Below are 18,588 nucleotides of genomic sequence, written 5' to 3'. Positions count from 1 at the left end.
AGGCTTCAGTCAATAAACCTTTTTATCATCGCCCCATACTCATCGATCCGCCTGTCCCGGAGGAAAGGCCACCAGCGGCGCACCTGTTCGCTGTGGTCAAGATCGACAGGAACAACCGTATGCTCCTCGTCTTTGTCACAAGCGCGGAACAGGAGTTCCCCCTGCGGGCCGGCCACAAAGCTGCTGCCCCAGAACCGTATCCCCCCCGTCTGCCCGCTCGGATCCGGCTCATAGCCGACACGGTTGACGGCGACGACCGGCAGTCCGTTTGCGACGGCATGCCCCCGCATGACCGTCGTCCATGCCTCACGCTGGCGTTGTTTCTCCTCGTCCGTATCGCTGCTTTCGTAGCCGATGGCAGTGGGATAAACGAGTATTTCCGCTCCCTGCAGCGCCATCAGCCGGGCTGCTTCAGGATACCACTGGTCCCAGCAGACGAGTACGCCAAGGCGACCCACGCTGGTGTCAACAGGATGAAAACCAAGGTCGCCCGGCGTGAAGTAAAACTTCTCATAATAGGCCGGGTCATCGGGAATGTGCATCTTGCGATACCTGCCTGCAATGCTGCCGTCTTTTTCTATCACTACAGCCGTGTTGTGATATAGCCCCGGCGCACGCTTTTCGAAGAGGGAGGCGATGATGACGACCCCCAGTTCACGTGCCAGATTCCCATAGAAATCTGTTGACGGTCCGGGGATGGGTTCGGCAAGGTCGAAGTTCTCCACGTTCTCTGTCTGGCAGAAATAAAGCGAATTGTGCAGTTCCTGCAGGACAATGAGTTCTGCACCACGGTGCGCAAGTCCGGCAATGCCTTCTGCCAGCCGTTCCGTATTTGTCTTTGTGTCTGCAACATTGTGTTGTTGCAGGATTCCTATTTTCAGTTCTCTCATACAAAGTCTTTTTTCCTACCCCCAGCGTCTCCTGCCGCCAACCGGCAGGAGATGCTGAAAGACTGTCCCGATTACGGACAGCGGGGCATGTGATTGTCTTTTTCAAAGTCCTACGCCTACGGCTTCCTGCCCTACACCGCCTACGGCAGCCGTGTACCCGGTGCCGGCGGCGGCTATTTCACATAGAAGACACGTCCCGCTTTGCGCGGGGCAGCCTTTCCTTCCTTCGCCGGGAAGCCCAGAATACAGAAACCTATCCCTTCATAGTCGCCTTCTATCCCCCACTCTTCCAGCATCCGCCTGCCGTCTGCACGGTCAAAAGTCTCCCTGGCACGGTTGATCCAGCAGCTTCCCAGACCGACGGCATGGGCTGCATTCATCAGGTTACCCATCATCAACGCACCGTCACAGACATGGTTTGGACTGCTTTTATCGGCCAGAACAGCAAGGACAACAGGGGCACCATAGAATGGATCGGCTGTTGTACCCATAATCTCGGCATTGATGACCGAGAGACGTTTGCGTACCTCTTTGTTCGTCACTTCCACGATGATGGCCGTCTGCATATTCTTTCCACTTGCAGCATAAAGACCGGCTTCCATCACCTTGTCAATCAGTTCCTGTGCCGGCATACGGTCTTCATAGGCGCGTATGCTGCGGCGTGTCATCAGAGCTTCTAATGCTTCCATTGTCGTATTTTTTAGTTTTTGAGAATCAGAGAGAGAAGGTGTATGCGTCTGTCCATCGCATTCCCGAATCCGGACAAGAGACCGAAGTCGGCATACAGCCCCCAGAACATTTCAGCAACAGGCGTTCAAAGGGGGGCTCTGCCTGCTCCGGACGTACCAGACAAAACCCTTTCCTTTCCGGGTCAATACCACTGGACGGCATTGCTGATGCCGCTCCGCTTGTCATACTTCAGCGCATCCGTCAGCGTCGAGGCATTGCAACGGAAGGTGAAATTATACGATGTATAAGGTGCCAGCACCACCGATGCGCTCATATTGAAGCAATGAAGGTCGCGCGACAGACTGGCCGTGGTCATGCTCATGGCATGGTTTTCGAAGTCGTAGCCGCTTGAGAAGTTGATGTTCCAGCCGTCACTGATGCGGATGTTCCCCGAGAAGTTCAGCGTCTGCGTGAACTTATAAGGATAGCGCATCGTCTTGGTATTGAACCGTCCGGCCGTATTCTCACGCATCGTGATGCCATAGCCGATTGTCAGCGACCACGGCATATTGAAGCGCATATAACCGTTGTCGTCCGTCTCGGCAATGTTGCCGCGCTTCTTCTTTGCCGCATGCTTCCCCTTTTCAAGGTCGTCGTCCATATTGGATTCGATGTCCGTGTCGGGACCGTCACCGTCGTCGTCCGTCTGGTCATCCTCCTTATCCTCCTTATGTCCGAACCACTTCTTCAGTTTCTCCGGGTTCAACGTGAACGAGAAATTCTGCGACATCCCCAGGAAGCGGGGCAGCCGGCCATAGCCCCATTCGGTATGGTTGCCGACATAAGGTTTGCCGTTGGCGTCAAGTTCGTAAGCATAGGTGGCAAACTGCGCATTCATGGAGAAGGTATAGTTCTTCCACCACTTCAGACGCAGGCGCATGCTGAGGTCGCTCCAGCGATGATAGTCGGCAGCGGCATTGTACGACATGCTCGCTCCCAGCTCGTCGATGATGCTTATCTTCCTGAAGCCCGTGGAGTCCTTGTCACTCTTGACCTTCATCTCGATGTTGTTGCTTACGTCCCAACTGATCATCTCGGTCTTGTACTTCCCTGGGACGCTGTACAATTCATCCTGATAAGGCGAGTATTCCACGAGTTTCACGTTACCGCTGGCATCCGTGTACTGGTAACTGCCATAATAACCATAACGGCGTGCGCCGAAGTTCGGCGAATAAGAGAAAGAGATCTGCGGCGTGATGACATGGCGGATCGCCTGGATTCTGTCGCCGAAGAGCTTGCGGTTCGGTGTCCAGAATCCATACAGCTTTGTACTGGCTCCCACGCTCATGCTCCAGTTATACACATTGTGGAAGCCGTATGTGGTATCTGTCACGACCTCCTTCTGTTTTACATTGTCCCATCCACGCAGCACTTTCTTGGAATACATGCGGTCTGTAAAATTGAACGACGGTGTGACATTGATATAATTGAACACGGTGAAGTTCGCCTGCACAGGGATTGTATGCTGAAAGGCATTCTTCCAGTCCTTGAAAAGGTTGGCATGCAGCAGCTGGTCTTCCTTGGTGGAGATGGAATTGGACAGCTGGCCGGTATAGCTCATCGAAATCTTCTCATACCACCGGTCCTTGCCCACAGCGTGCCTGCGCTTGAACGGATAGAAACGGCTCAGACTGATGTTCAGGTCGGGCAGCGTCATCTGGATGGTCGAGTCGCGCATATTCTGCGCCAGATTGGTCGTGGCGCTCAATGAGAGGCCTATACTTGAGAAATTCGTGCTCCAGCTGACGGACGATGTACGGGTAGACTGCGTGAGCGTCTGCGGATTGTACATGCTGTTGAGGTTGTTGCGCTCATAGCTCGACGTGGCGAAGTTCACGCTTGCCGCCAGCGAACTGTAGGGGTTGGCCTTGGGATCCTGACGGTGGCTCCACTGTATCTTGAAGCTCTCCTGCTCCGTGAAGTCCGGCAGTCCCTTGTCTCCGGTCTTCGAATCCTGGTAACTGAAGAGGAACGAACCGGAATACCGGTAGCGTTTCCGGTAGTTGCTGGCCGCCGAAACGCCCCACGACCCCTTGGTGTAGATCTCCCCCAGGAGCTTCAGGTCCCACTTGTCGCTGATGGCGAAATAATAGCCTCCGTCGCGCAGATAGAACCCGCGGTCGTTCTCATCACCGTAGTTCGGCATGATGAATCCGCTCGAATATTTCTTCGAAAAAGGGAAGAACCCGTAGGGGATTGCCAACGGAAGGGGGACGTCGGCCACGACCAGATAGGCCGGACCGAAGACGACATCCTTGCCCGGACGCACCTTGGCACGCGAGAGGGCGATGTAGAAGTCGGGGTGAGGATCATCACAGGTGGTGTAGCGGCCATGCTGCAGATAGATGACACCCGAAGAGTCGCGCTTGCCCACCTCGCCGCTGAGGAAGCCGTCCTGCTGCTCGGTATAGACCCCTTTGATCAGGCCCTTCTTCGACTTGAAGTTGAAGGCCATCGTATCGCTCTTGTACTCGTCCTTGCCCATCGTGAAGAGCGGTCTGCCCTTTATGCCGTCTTCCTCCGCCGAGTCGGCCGTTCCCGTGGCGCGCACCGTACTGCTGTCAAGGTTCATGAAGACCTTGTCGCTCGCAAGTTTCATGTTCTCATAATCCACCTTCGCATTGCCATACAGAAAGGCCGTTCCCGTGGCCGCATCGTAGACGAGGGAGTCGTCGGCCGAGTACTTCACCGGTGCATCGATGCCGTTCGAGCGTGCCCGCATCATACTGTCGGCACGGATGGAGTCGTCGATGGCCTTGTTGTGATGGTAGATCGCCAGCTGGAGAGAGTCCATCTTCGTGGTATCCGGAATATGCTCGTTGTCCTCCCGGCCTGTCCCTGCGGCCTGTCCCTGAAGCAGACTGTCGACCACAATCGTGCCGGCTTTTGCTTTCCGGGCTTTCTTACCCTTCGGAACAGGCATATTGACACTTGCCATCGCACAGACGATGGCAAACGACAGAAGGAGTATAATGCTCTTATTTCTCATTGCCTAAATAACGTGCAAAAATACTCAAATAATGCCGAAAAACAGCCACCATTACGCTATTTTAACGTTTTCCGCAATCCCTGTCTGCTGCACATGGAAGCCTGAAGCTCCGTGTGTCATACATTACCACAGCATCGGGAATCCTGTTCCCAACGCCCGGTACTCCTGTTCCCAACGTCTGGTACTCCTGTTCCAGACGGCTGCGGACAGGACACCCCTGCTGTCACGGCTTTGCATCGCCGCCTTTAGATTCCGCCAGACAGGTGCAGACAAAGAGGAGACTTTCGCCTTATCTCCTGAAAAAGGGGAGGAAAACCCCTTACTGACTGCATATAATCGGGATTTATTTCGTAAATTTGCAGACGAAACTATCAGGTAAAAAAACAATTCATACGAAATATAACTGAACTTATGTCGATCACAAACCTGCTGACCGGACGCTCCGCTTCATTCTCCCTGTTGATCATGGGGCTGCTGTTACTTGACACATCGCAGGTCATGGCCCAGCAGAATATCGCCTTTCGCATCCGGCAGCAGACAGAGGAACCCGTCGACGCAGCAACGCTTATCATTACCGACCAGAAAACAGGCAAAGTCGTTGCCAATGGACTGACGGAAGCAGACGGAAAACTCAGCTGCCAGATCACGGACGGCAGTTACCAGCTGTATTGCGGAGCCATCGGATGCCGTGACACCACGGTTCTCTTCTCCATTCCCGACAACAACGACACTTATAACATCTACCTGCGCTCAGACGGAACAGAGCTGGAAAACGTTGTCGTCACAGCCCGCAAACGACGCCCGTTGATAAAGATGGAAAGCGGAAAGATAAGCATTTCCGTAGTCCGGTCTTATCTTGCCAACCTTGGTAATTCCTTAGATGTTCTGCGCCATACACCCAGTGTGAGGCTTGACAGTAAAGGGAATCTGTCGCTTTCTGCCCTCGGCAGTGCTACCGTCTATGTGAACGGGAAGCGCATACGACTTCAAGGTGAAGCACTTACTGCCTATCTGCGTGCTATCCCGTCTTCCAACATTGCCAGCATTACCACCTCCACCCATCCCGATGCCAGTTACGACTCGGAAGGGGCAAGCGGTATTATCGACATCACACTGAAGAACAATAACGAGCGAGGACTCTATATTTCCACCTCGCATGGTGTTTCCTTCTGGAACCACCTGCGCCAGAGTTCCGATTTCAGCATGGCTTACAACAGGCGGACATGGCAGCTGGGCATCAATTACAGTCACAACATCGGACACTACGACATGGAATATGGCACTGACAGGATACAGGACGGAGACCGCAACTTCTCGGAGACCGACGATACCGACAAGCGTAACACCTACGCTGGCGGACTGGCTTTTGTATTCCAACCCGGCAAAAGACACAAGCTGACGCTGAACACATCGGTTGATGCCCTGACGGGACCTGGAGTTACGGCAACCACTACATGGATATATAAAGGTAGGGAAACACTCCATGAAATATTGAAGGCAAGAAATGACTATACCAAACAGGAGAATACAAAATATACGACGGGCATAGGCTATCAGTTTGCCATCACGAAACAGCAGAGCATCGCTGCAAATGCCGACTGGATTCACGTTGACGGATTGAGCAGGAATCAACAGCCCAATGCGTTCTACTCTCCTGACGGGAAGCTGCTGCGTGAAGACGACTATCCAGCCGAAAACAAGAAAACAATCAACATCCTGTCGTCAACAACAGACTACAGACTGAAGAACAGCCGTGGTGGAGAACTGCTGGCAGGTGTCAAGGCTGCCAAGGTGGAAAGCCGTAACCGATTCGGCTTCTATGCAAAAGGCGCACTTGACCTCACAAGGTCAAACAGGTTTACCTATCAAGAGTCAAACCTTGAAGGTTATATGCAATATGCCCAGCAGTGGAAACGGCTGCAGGCTTCTGCAGGCTTACGAATTGAATATATGCAGACTGTAGGGACATTGAAATCCTATCAGGACGGAACAGTGATGGAAGAGAACAAGAACTGTCACACAAGGCTCTTCCCCAACCTCTCCGTCAGTTACGACCTCAACAACAGTTCAAAGCTCACACTCGCCTACAGCAAACGACAGGACAAACCGAGATATGAAGACCTCAACCCCTTTGAATATCTGCTGGACGAGCTGACCTACTGGAAAGGAAATCCGTTTATCCAACCGCAGATAAGCCATAAGATTTCATTAGGCTACACTAAGAACAGCCTTAGCATTACCCTATCCTACAACCAGCTGAATGACTATTTCACTCAACTTCCCGACACTTACAAGAAGAACTGTATTGTCATGACAACCAAGAACATCGGCAAGCAGAAGCAGCTGGCACTTGACCTTGTCTATAACAAACGCCTTACATCATGGTGGGACATCAGTACAAACATCGGTGCCTATTACTTTGTCAACCATCTTGACTACGAAACCTACAGAGAAGATTATCGTCGACCATCCTGCAACCTTACCCTTTCAAACGACATACAACTGCCTGCAAAGATACGTATGGAGCTGTCTGCCAAATATGCAAGCAAGTCTCAAGGCAGGAGTTATGAGGTGCTCAAGCCAAGCGGAAGCATAGACATCGGACTGAGCAGACGGCTGCTCCGTGACCGTCTCTCACTATCCTTGATGATTACCGACCTCCTCCACACTGAGCGTTGGGACAGTTACGGACGCAAGGGGGCATTGCAGTTGGACATCTGGGGGCACAGCGAAAGCCGACAGGTACTCTTCCGTGTACACTACAACTTCGGAAGCAGGAAATTTGAAACAGACAAGAACCGGGTGAAGGAGGCGGAACGTCTGTAGAAACCTCCCGCAAGACAGACCCGGCAGACACCAGAGACTCCATTCACCGGGAACACCGACATCAGACATAAAATACATAACAGACAATTTCAATCAACATCAAAACCAAACAAGTAAAATGAGAAAAACGGTATTAGGCTTCATCGCCAGCTTCATGGTGCTTTCCGCACATGCCCAGGATCTGAAGATCAAGAAAGGAGAGGTTCTGCTTGACGGCACACCGGTAGCACTTGTAAAAGAAGAGAAGAGAGTCTGCGAACTGTCTACGCCCGACGGGAAAAAGGTGTTCACATTCTTCATTACGAACAGGACAAAACAAGGCATCAGCACACCGGAAGACTGGCTCCAGTTCACATCACCCGAAGGCGCAGTCTTTGAGCTGCAGAACCCGAAAGACAGGATTGTTCTGTCCAACACAAAGTACTTTGTCTACAAGCTGTTAGACAGCAAGCCCCAGCTCATCGCCGGCAGCGGCATCAACCAATCCGCCATCACCGACCTCTTCGAGCAGGGCTCACGTCCTTTCTCTGCGAAATGGGACAGCATCTATGCGGCAGTCAAAGAGATGGAGAAAGCCGATGAGGACTTCACTGCACAGCATCCTTTCTCCATCAACGACAACGGCGACATCATCATCAACAAAGAGGTGGTGGGAAAGGTGCTTGTCAATGACCCATCATTAGGCAAAAGAAACTATTATATCAAGGACCGTGTGGGCAACCAGGTAGCCGAGATCAAGCTCGAATCTTGGAGCGGCAGCGAGAACTTCAGCAATATAACGACCTGTGATGACAGGAAACTTCCCTTCCTGCAATACAAGACGGCACCCCAGCTCTCCGAGAACGAGATGGTACGCCGCATGGTATCCAAACTGCTTGCCAACGGCTATGCACTGGGAGACATGACGGAGAATATCAAGCTGCGACTGGCCAACAAGGCAAAAGCAGAGGAACAGCAGGCTGCCGACGAAGAACGACAGCTGGTGAAAGAGACCAGGGAGGCTTCCGTGAACATCTATAATGTGCCTGGCAAGGTGGTACTTGCCGACGGTACGACACATGAGGGCAGCATCACCATCGTCTATGAATCCATTGAAAAGAAGATGGGCAAAGGGACCAGTGGCATCCTCGACCTTGACGCTCCGGCAATGGGATCAGCCGTAACACTGACGCACAACGACGCGAACGGCAAGACCGAACAGAAGTTCAAGGCTGCCGACAACGTAACCGTATATGCAGGCGGCAAGACCTATATCGGCGCAAAAGGCTCGAAAGACGGTGTGCTGACGAATGCCGGCGGCAGTGGTTCCATCAATATCGGGACACGCCACCCACAGTTCTTTGAGGTACGCTTTACCGACGGAAAGGGCAACTACATCCTGGAACATCCATTGGATAAAGACGAACTTTATCTGAAGCTGAAGGACAGAAAAGAGGCCATCTATCTTGGCGACAAAGCCATGTTAGGTACACGGAGTGCAAAGACGAGGACAAAACTGACAGCTGAATATCTGAACCGTCCAGGTATGGATGCCTCCAAATATGACACCCGGACACTGGAAGGGCTGCGGCAGCTGATTGCCGATTACGATGCAGCCGGCAACAAGTAAGCCCTCCGCAAACGAAAATCGGACCGGAATCCACAGGGACTCCGATCCGATTTCTCTTTATATTCTCTCAAACTTTACTTTCTTTCTAAACTCTTAGCGTAAGGAATGAGCGTGCTGCCGGCTTATGCCAGACAAGTTGCACGACCCATGTTGTACTCACTGATGACGTTTGTCAGATAGTTGAACAGCTTACGCATAATGCTTGCTTTCTTGATTCTCTCTTTCATAACGTTTTCCTTTCTTTTCTTGTTAAACAATCTTTTTACTTGTGTCTGCCTATTGAGACTGAAGCCCTTTCAGTGGCCACCTCTTGTTATCCTGATGAGGTGCCGTTTGTTTCGTTTTGTGCTTGCAAAGTTAGTGTGGTTTCCGGCCTCAAACAAAAAAAAACGCCTTTTTTACCTTGATCTTTGGGTAAAAGTTGACTTTCATCAAAGATTTTGACGCATATCAAACGCCTGAATTGACCTACGTCAACCCCATGAATTGACCTGCGTCAAGCTGCATCATGGCCTTGCTCATGCCGACAATCCCCAGGAGGAGACGCACCTTTCCTATAATACTACGGCAATAAATCGGCGGCGGGAAGCGGCATATCACGTTTTCTTTTCTTACCTTTGCACCATGAATACAGACAGACATCACGGTTTCAGGCTGCCTGCAGAATGGGAACCGCAAAGCGGCGTCATGCTGATATGGCCGCACGAAGACACTGACTGGCGGCCTTACCTGAAAGAGATTACCGAGGTTTATCTCCAGATGGCGGATGCCATTACACGCCATGAGGCCTTGCTCATCACGACACGAAACACAGAGCAGGTGCGCAACTTACTGGCAGAAAGGCTGATAGAGGAACAGATGAGGCAGGTAACCCTCTTCGCCTGTGACAGCAATGACACATGGGCACGGGACGTTGCTCCCATCTCCCTCGTTTCGGATGCGCAGCCCAAGGGCAGCTTCCAGCCGACCCACCTGCTTGACTTCTGTTTCAACGGATGGGGCGGGAAGTTTGCAGCGGAGAAGGACAACCGGATCAACCGGCAGATCTATGAAGCGGGACTCTTTCACGGTGCACTGGAAAATCACAAGGACTTTGTGCTGGAGGGCGGTTCGATAGAAAGCGACGGAGACCGTACGCTCTTTACGACAACCGGCTGCCTGACAGCCGCACACCGCAATCAGCCACTCACAAAAGAGGATATCGACAGACGGCTGCGCCTGCTCTTCCCGAACGTGGAGCGTGTCGTCTGGCTGGATCACGGTCAGCTGGCAGGCGATGACACCGACGGACATATCGACACCATCGTACGCATCGCTCCGGATGACACCTTATTATATATAGGATGTGACGATGAGACGGACGAACATTATGAGGCGTTCCGCCTTCTGGAGGAACAGCTGAAGAGACTTCGTACGCCCGACGGCAGACCTTACCGTCTGCTGCGCCTGCCGATGCCGGATGCCATCTATGACGACGGTGAGCGGCTGCCGGCGACATACGCCAACTTCCTTGTCATCAACGGAGCAGTACTGGTACCCACATACCATCAGCCCGAAAAGGACAAGGCCGCATTAGGAACCATACAGGAGGCGTTCCCCGGCCGGGAGATTATCGGTATCGACAGCCGTACAATCATAAGGCAGCATGGATCCATCCACTGCCTGACGATGCAACTGCCTTGACTCAGGCAGGTACGGAAAGTTGTCCTGTCAGACAAAGAGAAATGCCCCCGTCTGTCCGTAGAACAGGTTGTTTACCGGACAAACGGGGGCATCTACTCTTTTTCGCACACCCCTCATGGGTGCTTTCTGATACATCTTCCTTCTTTTTCCGAACCGACCGAGGAAAGACGTTCTCTCGGGATTCCGGCCTGAAGGATATTGCCTGCTGCCCCCATCGGAACAGCAGGCACGGTGACAGGGGATACGCTTATGCTTCCTTGTCGTACTCGAGGTGGAAATTGACAAGGGTCTCGATGCCTTTCAGCCAGAGGTCAACCGGCATATTCTCGTTCGGCGAGTGGATGGCATTCGACTCCAGACCGAAACCCATAAGAACACTCTTCGCACCGAGCATCTTCTCAAAGGTAGAGATGATGGGGATGCTTCCACCGATACGGACTGGCAACGGCCGCTTGCCGAAGACAGTCTCAAAGCCACGTTCCGCCGCCTTGTAGGCCGGGAAGTCGATCGGACAGACGTAGCCGTAGCCGCCATGGTGTTTCTCCACTTTCACGGTAACGGTGTCGGGAGCGACGCGGTTGAAGTAGTCGATTACCAGTTGACTGATCTTGTTGTGATCCTGATGCGGGACGAGACGGGACGAGATCTTGGCGTATGCCTTCGATGGGATGACGGTCTTGGCACCGTCTCCCGTATAGCCGCCCCAGATACCGCAGACATCGAATGACGGACGATAGCCTGTGCGTTCGATCGTGCTGTACCCCTCCTCACCGAAGAGAGCCTTCACACCGATGGACTTCTTGTACGCATCCTCATTGAAAGGAATTGAGGCAACGAGCTTCCGTTCCTCTTCGGAAGCCTCCTCCACATCATCATAGAAACCAGGAATCCGGATCTTTCCGTCAGGTCCCGTCACGTCGGCAAGCAGCTTGCAGAGGACATTGATCGGGTTGGCAACAGCCCCTCCGAACGTCCCGGAATGGAGGTCATGATCGGGACCTGTCACCTCAATCTGCCAATAGGACAGACCCCGCAGCCCCGTTGTGATGGAGGGAACATCAGGACTGATAATACCCGTGTCGGACACGAGTATCACGTCACACTTCAGCAGTTCCCTGTGTGCTTCGATGAACGGACCGAGGCTTCCGGATCCGATTTCCTCCTCACCTTCAAAGATAAACTTCACATTATGCTTCAGCAGGTTGTGCTTGTTGACATACTCGAAAGCCTTCGCCTGCATGAACGACTGCCCCTTGTCATCATCGGCACCGCGTGCCCAGATATGGCCGTCTTTCACGACAGGCTCGAAAGGTTCGGTCTTCCACAGCTCGAAAGGCTCGGCCGGCATCACGTCATAATGCCCGTAAACCAATACGGTTTTCGCCTTCGGGTCGACCATCCGCTCGGCATAGACCATCGGATTCCCCTTTGACGGCATCACCTCTGCCTTGTCGACTCCAGCCTCAAGCAGCAGTTCCTTCCACCGTTCGGCACAGCGCACCATATCCTCCTTGTGAGCCGGTTGCGCACTTACGCTGGGAATGCGTATCAGACTGAACAGCTCCTCGAGCATCCTGTCTTTGTTCTCTTCTACATAGTTCTTGATCATAGTGATTTGATTGTTGATTTTCGTAATACTCGCAAATTTAAACATGATTTACGACTTCTGCAAGTTTTCCGTGGTTTTTATTTCGCACAACTGTTCTACGGACAGCGTTCCGTTGACAGAGACATCCGCTGCTCTTTCGGGTACTTCACACGGAAATATCCTGTCAGCAGGATTGTTCCCGGGCAACCCGCCGTCTCTCCAACTCTTAGCAGACTGTCGGAAAAGTACCGCCAGACAGCTGATGATACTTAACCGACAGGCTGACCCTACTTGACCGGAAAGTTGACTATGCTTAGCCGATAAACAGGATATACTTAACCCGCAAGCGGTTCCTACTTGACCGAAAGCTCGACTATGCTTGGCAACAAGCAGAATATACTTAGCTGACAGACGGAATATACTTAACCAGCAGGCCAGCCCTACTTGACCGACTATACCGGCCGAGTCCATCCAGCAAGATGACAACCGTCCGGCTTCATGCAACAATCAACTTCATACCGGAACGGTCCTTCCCCATCATAGAGCAGGGAAACGAGCGACCTGCCGGAAAATATTTCCCGGACGGGAAAGCTCCCACAAGCAGTCCTATACGACTTTCCGGCCAGATCTTAAAACACCCGACCATCCTCCCTACCGTACGGCCGCAGCTTCCCTGATGTAGGAAGAACGGTCAACGGAAGGAAGAAGAGCATACCTTCCCCCGGTAATCTCCTTCAAGGACAGGCTCCGGAACTCGATGTCATAGCCGTCGTCCTGCCCGCGTACCTCATACAGGAAACCGATGCGGCGGTTCTTCATGCTGACCATCGTCGAATAGCACGATGAACCATCCGTCACACGCAGTCCCTTCTTCCACCCCCTGCCCAAGGCTTCAGGCGTGGAATAGTCGGCATAGGCAGCCAGCTCCTTGTAATAGAAGCCCACACTGTCGCGGCATGCGCTGAGCGGCACGGACTGGAGGGCTACGAACAGCCGGCGTCCGTCGGCCGTCCTCCTTGCCGGAACGACCAGGATGCCGCCGTTGCAGGCGTTGACCTGCCTGCCGGTCATGTTCTCCGGCATCACCTCCTGTCCCCAGCTGCCTGTGCCCTTGAGGGCATCCGCATAGGTGAAGACATTGAATCGCCGTCCGCCATAGACATCCCGGCAGCTGAGCAGCACGCTCCCGTCGGGCAGCTCCTCCACTTTCGACTCGTCCTGAGCGACAGAGGGGGCAACAGCGGGAGAACCCAGCACGCTCCATGTGCGGCCGAAGTCGTCGGAATAGATGACGAACGTGCCGCAACGGTCCACTCCTCTCTGTCGGACGGGATGGGCGATGTACAGCCGGTAGAACCGTCCCTTGCGGATGTACCGGCTCTGCATGATCTTCCCTGAAGTCAGGAAGATGCCGTCGGGACTGCCGCCGCCGGGCAGCCGTCCGTCATAGAGACCGTGTATCATTTCCGTCAGGTCCGTCCCGTTGTCCCATGTCCTTCCGCCGTCGGTGCTGCGGAAGAAGAAGGCGTGCATGGGATTCCGGCGTGTCGCCGTCTGGTAACCGGTCTTCCCGGCGACGCAGCTCATCAGCACGTTGTCCGACGTGCGGTCGGCGACGATGCACGGATCGCCGAAAGCCGTGCGGACGGTGTCCGCAGCCTGCTCATCGCCCCTTGCGACACAGAGCGTGTCCGACCATGTGCGGCCGTGATCCCTGCTGGTCTTCATGACGACATCAATCTGCCAGCGGCCGTTGCGGTTGTTCCACCCCACGTCCGCATGGCTGAAGCGGAAGTCGCAGGCCGCCAGCAGCGTGCCCCGCCGTGTCTCGGCGATGGCCGGGATGCGGTAGGGGACGGGGCTGTGCGCCCTATCAAAAACGATGGTGGTAAAACCATCATCGTTTTTTTCTTTCCTGTCGTTTCCTGTCCCGACCGCACCGGCCTGTAACAGTACGGTACAGAGGATGACAGCTGATAAAATCCTTTTATACATGAATAGCATTTGCCGGATTTATACTAAAATTTATATTCCACAAACGCCTCCATCGCTTCGTAGCAGGCCATCCCAAGATCATCGTAAAGCTTGGCGGTGCCGCGGTTGCGGTCCTCGGAACGCTGCCAGAAGAGCCGTTCGTCGTTGCCGAGGAACGGAGCGCTCTCCATCTGGCTCTGGTGCTTGAGGATGGAATTGCGTTTTGCACGAAGCTCTTCCGGACTGATGGGGACGCACATCTCGATGTTCTCGATTTCCCATTCCGCCCATGCGCCGCGGTACATCCACACACGGCAGTCCTTCAGCCACGCCGCCTTGGCCTCTTTCTCCAGGTCGATGGCGGCGAGGACGGCATCCGTACATTTACGGTGCGTGCCGTGCGGGTCGGCCAGGTCGCCGGCCACGTAGATCTGGTGCGGCTGCACGGTACTGATGAGTTTCCTTACGATATTCACGTCGGCCTCGCCCATCGGCAGCTTCTCGATCTTGCCCGACTCATAGAAAGGCAGGTCGAGGAAGTGGACGTGGTCGAGCGGAATCTGGTTGAAGGTGCAGGCCGTGCGCGCCTCGCCGCGGCGGATCAGCCCCTTGATGGTGCGGACATCCTGTGTGTCGATGTCGCCTTCCTTCTTGTGCTTCAGGAACTCCTTGATCTCCTTGTACTTCGACTTGATGACCTCGTCCTGCTCGTTGCCGAAGAGCTGGTTGAAACCGTTGATGAAGTGCATGAAGCGCACGACCTCCTCGTCGCCGACGGCGATGTTGCCCGATGTCTCATAGGCGACGTGTACGTCGTGGCCCTGCTGGACGAGGCGGCGGAGCGTACCGCCCATGGAGATCACGTCGTCGTCAGGGTGCGGCGAAAAGACGATGACCCGCTTCGGGAACGGTTTGGCACGCTCCGGACGGTAGGTGTCGTCGGCATCCGGCTTGCCGCCCGGCCATCCGGTGATGGTATGCTGGAGGTCGTTGAATATCTTGATGTTGGCGTTGTAGGCCGACCCGTAGAGGGCCAGAAGTTCGCTGAGGCCGTTCTCATTGTAGTCCTTGTTGGTCAGCTTGAGGATCGGTTTGCCCGTCACCTGACAGAGCCAGACGAGTGCCGAACGTACCAGCTTGTCCGTCCACCGGCAGGAAGCGACAAGCCAGGGGTGCTGGATGCGCGTCAGCTTGGCTGCCGCCGAGAGGTCGATGACGACGTGCGCATCGTTGTGCGTCTGCAGGAAAGAGGCCGGGACAGTGTCGCTGACCTTGCCTTCTACGGTCTTCTTGATGATGTCGGCCTTCTCCTCGCCCCATGCCGTAAGGAAGATCCTGCGTGCGGAGAGGATGGTGCTGACGCCCATCGTGATGGAACAGGGAGGAACCGTCTCCTGCGAGCCGAAGCTCATCTTCATCTCCTCGCGCGCCGTCTCGTCGATGAGGATGAGGCGTGAGGCCGACGTGAGGCTCGAACCCGGCTCGTTGGTGGCGATGTTGCCCATGCGGCCGATGCCGAGGAGGATGACGTCCAGGCCGCCCTGCTCCTTGATGTGCTGCTCGTACTGCCGGCAGTGTTCCTGCACATCGTCCTGGGCAAGCGTCCCGTCGGGCGTGAAGATGTTCTCCGCCTCGATGTCGACATGATTCAGGAAACGCTCCTTCAGCTGGTTGATGCTGCGGTTCACGTTCTCGGCGTTCAGCGGGAAATATTCGTAGGCGTTGAAGACGACCACGTTCCTGAAGCTCAGCCTGCCGGCCTCGTGCCGACGGATAAGCTCCTGGAAGATGGGGGTGAGCGAAGAGCCGGACCCTACGCCCATGACGAACTTCCGTCCTTCCTGCTCCCGCTTCTTGATGTCGGCTTCCAGCTGGTTGGCGATGTCGACGGCACCCTCCTCGATGGTCGGGAAGATGTCGGTCGGCACTTTCTCGAAGCGGGTGATCTCCGAACGTTCGATGGCGGTTGCCGGACGGTAGAACTCCTCCGGTATCTGGTTGAGTACGATCTTTGAACTAAGATTCAGCTTCATCACAGGTTCTCCTTTTCTATGTCTTTAAAGTATTTGTATGTTTCTACGGTGAGCTTGTCGGTCGCAGCCTCGTCACAGACGATGATGCCGTGCTCGTGCATCTGCAGCGCACTGATGGTCCACTTCTGGGTGATGCCGCCCTCTACGGCTGCACGCAGGGCCTCGGCCTTGTGGTGACCGTTGGCGAGAATCAGCACCTCCCGGGCGTCCATGACGGTGCCCACACCTACGGTCAGTGCGTGTGCCGGCACTTTCTCCGGGTCGTTGTCGAAGAAGCGCGAGTTGGCGATGCGCGTGTCAGAGGTCAGCGTCTTCACACGGGTGCGCGAGCGGAGCGACGACCCTGGCTCGTTGAAGGCAATGTGCCCGTCGGGGCCGATGCCGCCGAGGAAGAGGTCGATGCCGCCGGCCTCACGGATCATCTCCTCATAGTGCCGGCATTCTGCCTCCAGGTCTTCGGCATTGCCGTTCAGGATGTGGATGTTCTCCTTCGGGCAGTCGATGTGGTTGAAGAGGTGTTCGGCCATGAAGGTGTGGTAGCTCTGCGGATGGCTCTCGGGCAGGCCGACATACTCGTCCATGTTGAACGTGACGACGTTCTTGAAGCTGACTCTGCCTTCCTTGCAGGCCATCACCAGTTCGGCATACATCCCTTCCGGCGACGAACCGGTAGGCAGTCCGAGCACGAACGGCTTTTCCTGGTTTCTGGCAGCATTGATGCGCTCGATGACGTAGTTGGCCGCCCACCGGGACAGCTGTTCGTAGTTGGGTTCTATGATTAATCTCATAATCTTTGGTTTTAATTATTTTGTTTGGGTCTGAATGTGCTGTACACGCTGTTCCCCGCTCATGCCGCGGCCTTTGCCTTCTTCGTCCTGTCGGGATAGGTGAACGGGACGAACCATGTGATCAGCAGGGCCGGAATGGTGCATGCCAGTACGACGATGAAGAACATACGGTAGCCCAGATGGTCGCTGAAGTAGCCGCTCAGCATGCCCGGCAGCATGACTCCGAGGTTCATGATGCCGCTGGCAAAGGCATAGTGGGCCATCTGGTGCCTGCCCGGCGCCACCTGCTGCATCATGAAGAGCGACAGACCGACGAAGCCAAATCCGTAGCCGAAGTATTCCATGACGATACCGCCGCCGATCAGCCACAGGCTCTCGGGCTGGTAGACGGCAAGCAACGTGTAGGCGACAAAGGGGATGTTGAACACCAGGGCGAGCGAGAAAAGACTCTTCTGCAGCCCCCGCCAGGCGATGTAGTAGCCGGCGAGAATCGAACCGATGACGAACGCCGCAGCACCGAAGGTGCCGTAGCACAGGCCGATTTCCTGTTCGCTCAGTCCCAGTCCCTGCTGGGCACGCGGTGCCTTGAGGAAGAGCGGGACGATCTTCATCACGAATCCCTCGGCAAAGCGGTAGAGGACGATGAAACAGATATAATATATAATGTGTCTCTTCCGGAAGAAGTCGAGGAACACCTCCAGCAGCTCGTGCAGAGAATCGTGCAGCGAGACAGGACTGCCCTCCGTCGGCTTCGCCGGGTCCGGCAGGACGGCATAGTGATAGATGCCGATGGTCACCATGACGGCGGCGATGATCAGCATGATCAGCATCCAGGCCTTCGTCACGCCGAAGTGCCCGATGAACGTGCCGGCGAGATAGACCAGCCCGCCCGTCGCGGCAATCTTCGCAATGTTGTAGAATGCCCCCTGCCAGCCTATCCACCGTGCCTGCTCCTCGTTCGACAGCACGGACATATAAGTGCCGTCGGCTGCGATGTCGTGCGTCGCACCGCTCATGGCGATCACCGAGAGTATCGCTATCGTGACCGGGAAGAAAGAGGGAAGATGGAGCGCAAAGGCCACCAGGGCGAAGAGCACGCCTGTGAGCAGCTGCGTCAGTACGACAAAGAACTTCTTTGTCTTGTAAATCTCCAGGAACGGACTCCACAGCGGCTTCAGCGTCCAGGGCAGCATGATGAGCGAGGTCCAGAAGGCGATCTGCGCATCGCTCACGCCCATTCCCTTGTACATCAGCGTGCAGACCATGTTGAGCACGACGAAGGGCATGCCCATGGCGAAGTAAAGCGTAGGCACCCATGCCGCCGGACTGATCCGTTTCCCGTTGTATGTGGTTTCCTCCGTTAGGTTCTTAGGGTTCAGATTCATTTTGTCTATCAGGATTTTCTAAAGGAATAACAGCCCAGAGGGCACTTTTGCGTATCACCTCAAGACCTATTTAACTTTAATTTACCAATACCCG

11 protein-coding genes are annotated in these 18,588 nt (G+C 54.6%); 3 read left to right on the top strand and 8 right to left on the bottom strand.

Annotated elements, in window-relative coordinates; translation table 11 throughout:
• Nucleotides 1–5 precede the first annotated feature (5 nt).
• The 3 genes from J4864_RS00790 to J4864_RS00780 all read right to left on the bottom strand — a co-directional run bounded on the left by J4864_RS00790 (nucleotide 6) and on the right by J4864_RS00780 (nucleotide 4,608).
• Nucleotides 6–890 (bottom strand): carbon-nitrogen hydrolase, encoded by an 885-nt coding sequence (locus J4864_RS00790; RefSeq protein ID WP_007368255.1) that lies wholly within the window; start codon nucleotides 888–890, stop codon nucleotides 6–8.
• Between the two features lie 173 nt (nucleotides 891–1,063).
• The gene (locus tag J4864_RS00785; RefSeq protein WP_211814256.1) at nucleotides 1,064–1,579 is read right to left on the bottom strand and encodes a nitroreductase family protein; all 516 of its coding nucleotides are present in this window, start codon (nucleotides 1,577–1,579) and stop codon (nucleotides 1,064–1,066) included.
• A gap of 182 nt (nucleotides 1,580–1,761) precedes the next feature.
• Nucleotides 1,762–4,608 carry a putative LPS assembly protein LptD gene (locus J4864_RS00780; RefSeq protein WP_211814255.1) on the bottom strand — a complete coding sequence of 949 codons (2,847 nt, stop codon included), beginning with the start codon at nucleotides 4,606–4,608 and terminating at the stop codon, nucleotides 1,762–1,764.
• Between the two features lie 411 nt (nucleotides 4,609–5,019).
• Here J4864_RS00780 and J4864_RS00775 point away from each other — a divergent pair, with 411 nt between their 5' ends.
• From J4864_RS00775 to J4864_RS00765, 3 genes are all read left to right on the top strand, one after another.
• A complete protein-coding gene (locus J4864_RS00775) occupies nucleotides 5,020–7,434 on the top strand; it encodes an outer membrane beta-barrel family protein (protein ID WP_211814254.1) in 2,415 nt (804 codons plus the stop codon).
• Nucleotides 7,435–7,552: 118 nt separating this feature from the next.
• Nucleotides 7,553–9,043, top strand: coding sequence for a hypothetical protein (locus J4864_RS00770; protein ID WP_211814253.1), 1,491 nt, complete (start codon nucleotides 7,553–7,555; stop codon nucleotides 9,041–9,043).
• A 624-nt stretch (nucleotides 9,044–9,667) separates the two neighbouring features.
• Nucleotides 9,668–10,726: an agmatine deiminase family protein gene (locus tag J4864_RS00765; RefSeq protein WP_211814252.1), complete on the top strand. Its 1,059-nt coding sequence runs from the start codon at nucleotides 9,668–9,670 to the stop codon at nucleotides 10,724–10,726.
• Nucleotides 10,727–10,973: 247 nt separating this feature from the next.
• On the opposite strand, the gene J4864_RS00760 is transcribed toward J4864_RS00765, so the two are convergent.
• The 5 genes from J4864_RS00760 to J4864_RS00740 form a co-directional block, all read right to left on the bottom strand.
• Nucleotides 10,974–12,335, bottom strand: coding sequence for a dipeptidase (locus tag J4864_RS00760; protein ID WP_211814251.1), 1,362 nt, complete (start codon nucleotides 12,333–12,335; stop codon nucleotides 10,974–10,976).
• 630 nt (nucleotides 12,336–12,965) lie between these two features.
• Nucleotides 12,966–14,309, bottom strand: a complete 1,344-nt coding sequence (locus tag J4864_RS00755; RefSeq protein WP_211814250.1) for a sialidase family protein — start codon at nucleotides 14,307–14,309, stop codon at nucleotides 12,966–12,968.
• A 23-nt stretch (nucleotides 14,310–14,332) separates the two neighbouring features.
• On the bottom strand, nucleotides 14,333–16,321 hold the full coding sequence (locus tag J4864_RS00750; RefSeq protein WP_211814592.1) for a glucosamine-6-phosphate deaminase: 1,989 nt from the start codon (nucleotides 16,319–16,321) through the stop codon (nucleotides 14,333–14,335).
• On the bottom strand, nucleotides 16,321–17,109 hold the full coding sequence (gene nagB, locus J4864_RS00745; protein WP_004353564.1) for a glucosamine-6-phosphate deaminase: 789 nt from the start codon (nucleotides 17,107–17,109) through the stop codon (nucleotides 16,321–16,323). The genes J4864_RS00750 and nagB overlap by 1 nt, the downstream gene beginning before the upstream one ends.
• Before the next feature lie 59 nt (nucleotides 17,110–17,168).
• Nucleotides 17,169–18,494, bottom strand: a complete 1,326-nt coding sequence (locus J4864_RS00740; RefSeq protein ID WP_211814249.1) for an MFS transporter — start codon at nucleotides 18,492–18,494, stop codon at nucleotides 17,169–17,171.
• Nucleotides 18,495–18,588 lie beyond the last annotated feature (94 nt).

The sequence above is a fragment of the Prevotella multiformis genome (assembly GCF_018127985.1).
GTDB lineage: Bacteria > Bacteroidota > Bacteroidia > Bacteroidales > Bacteroidaceae > Prevotella > Prevotella multiformis.
Note: the sequence above shows the minus strand (reverse complement) of the source record. Positions and strands in the feature narration are given on the sequence as shown.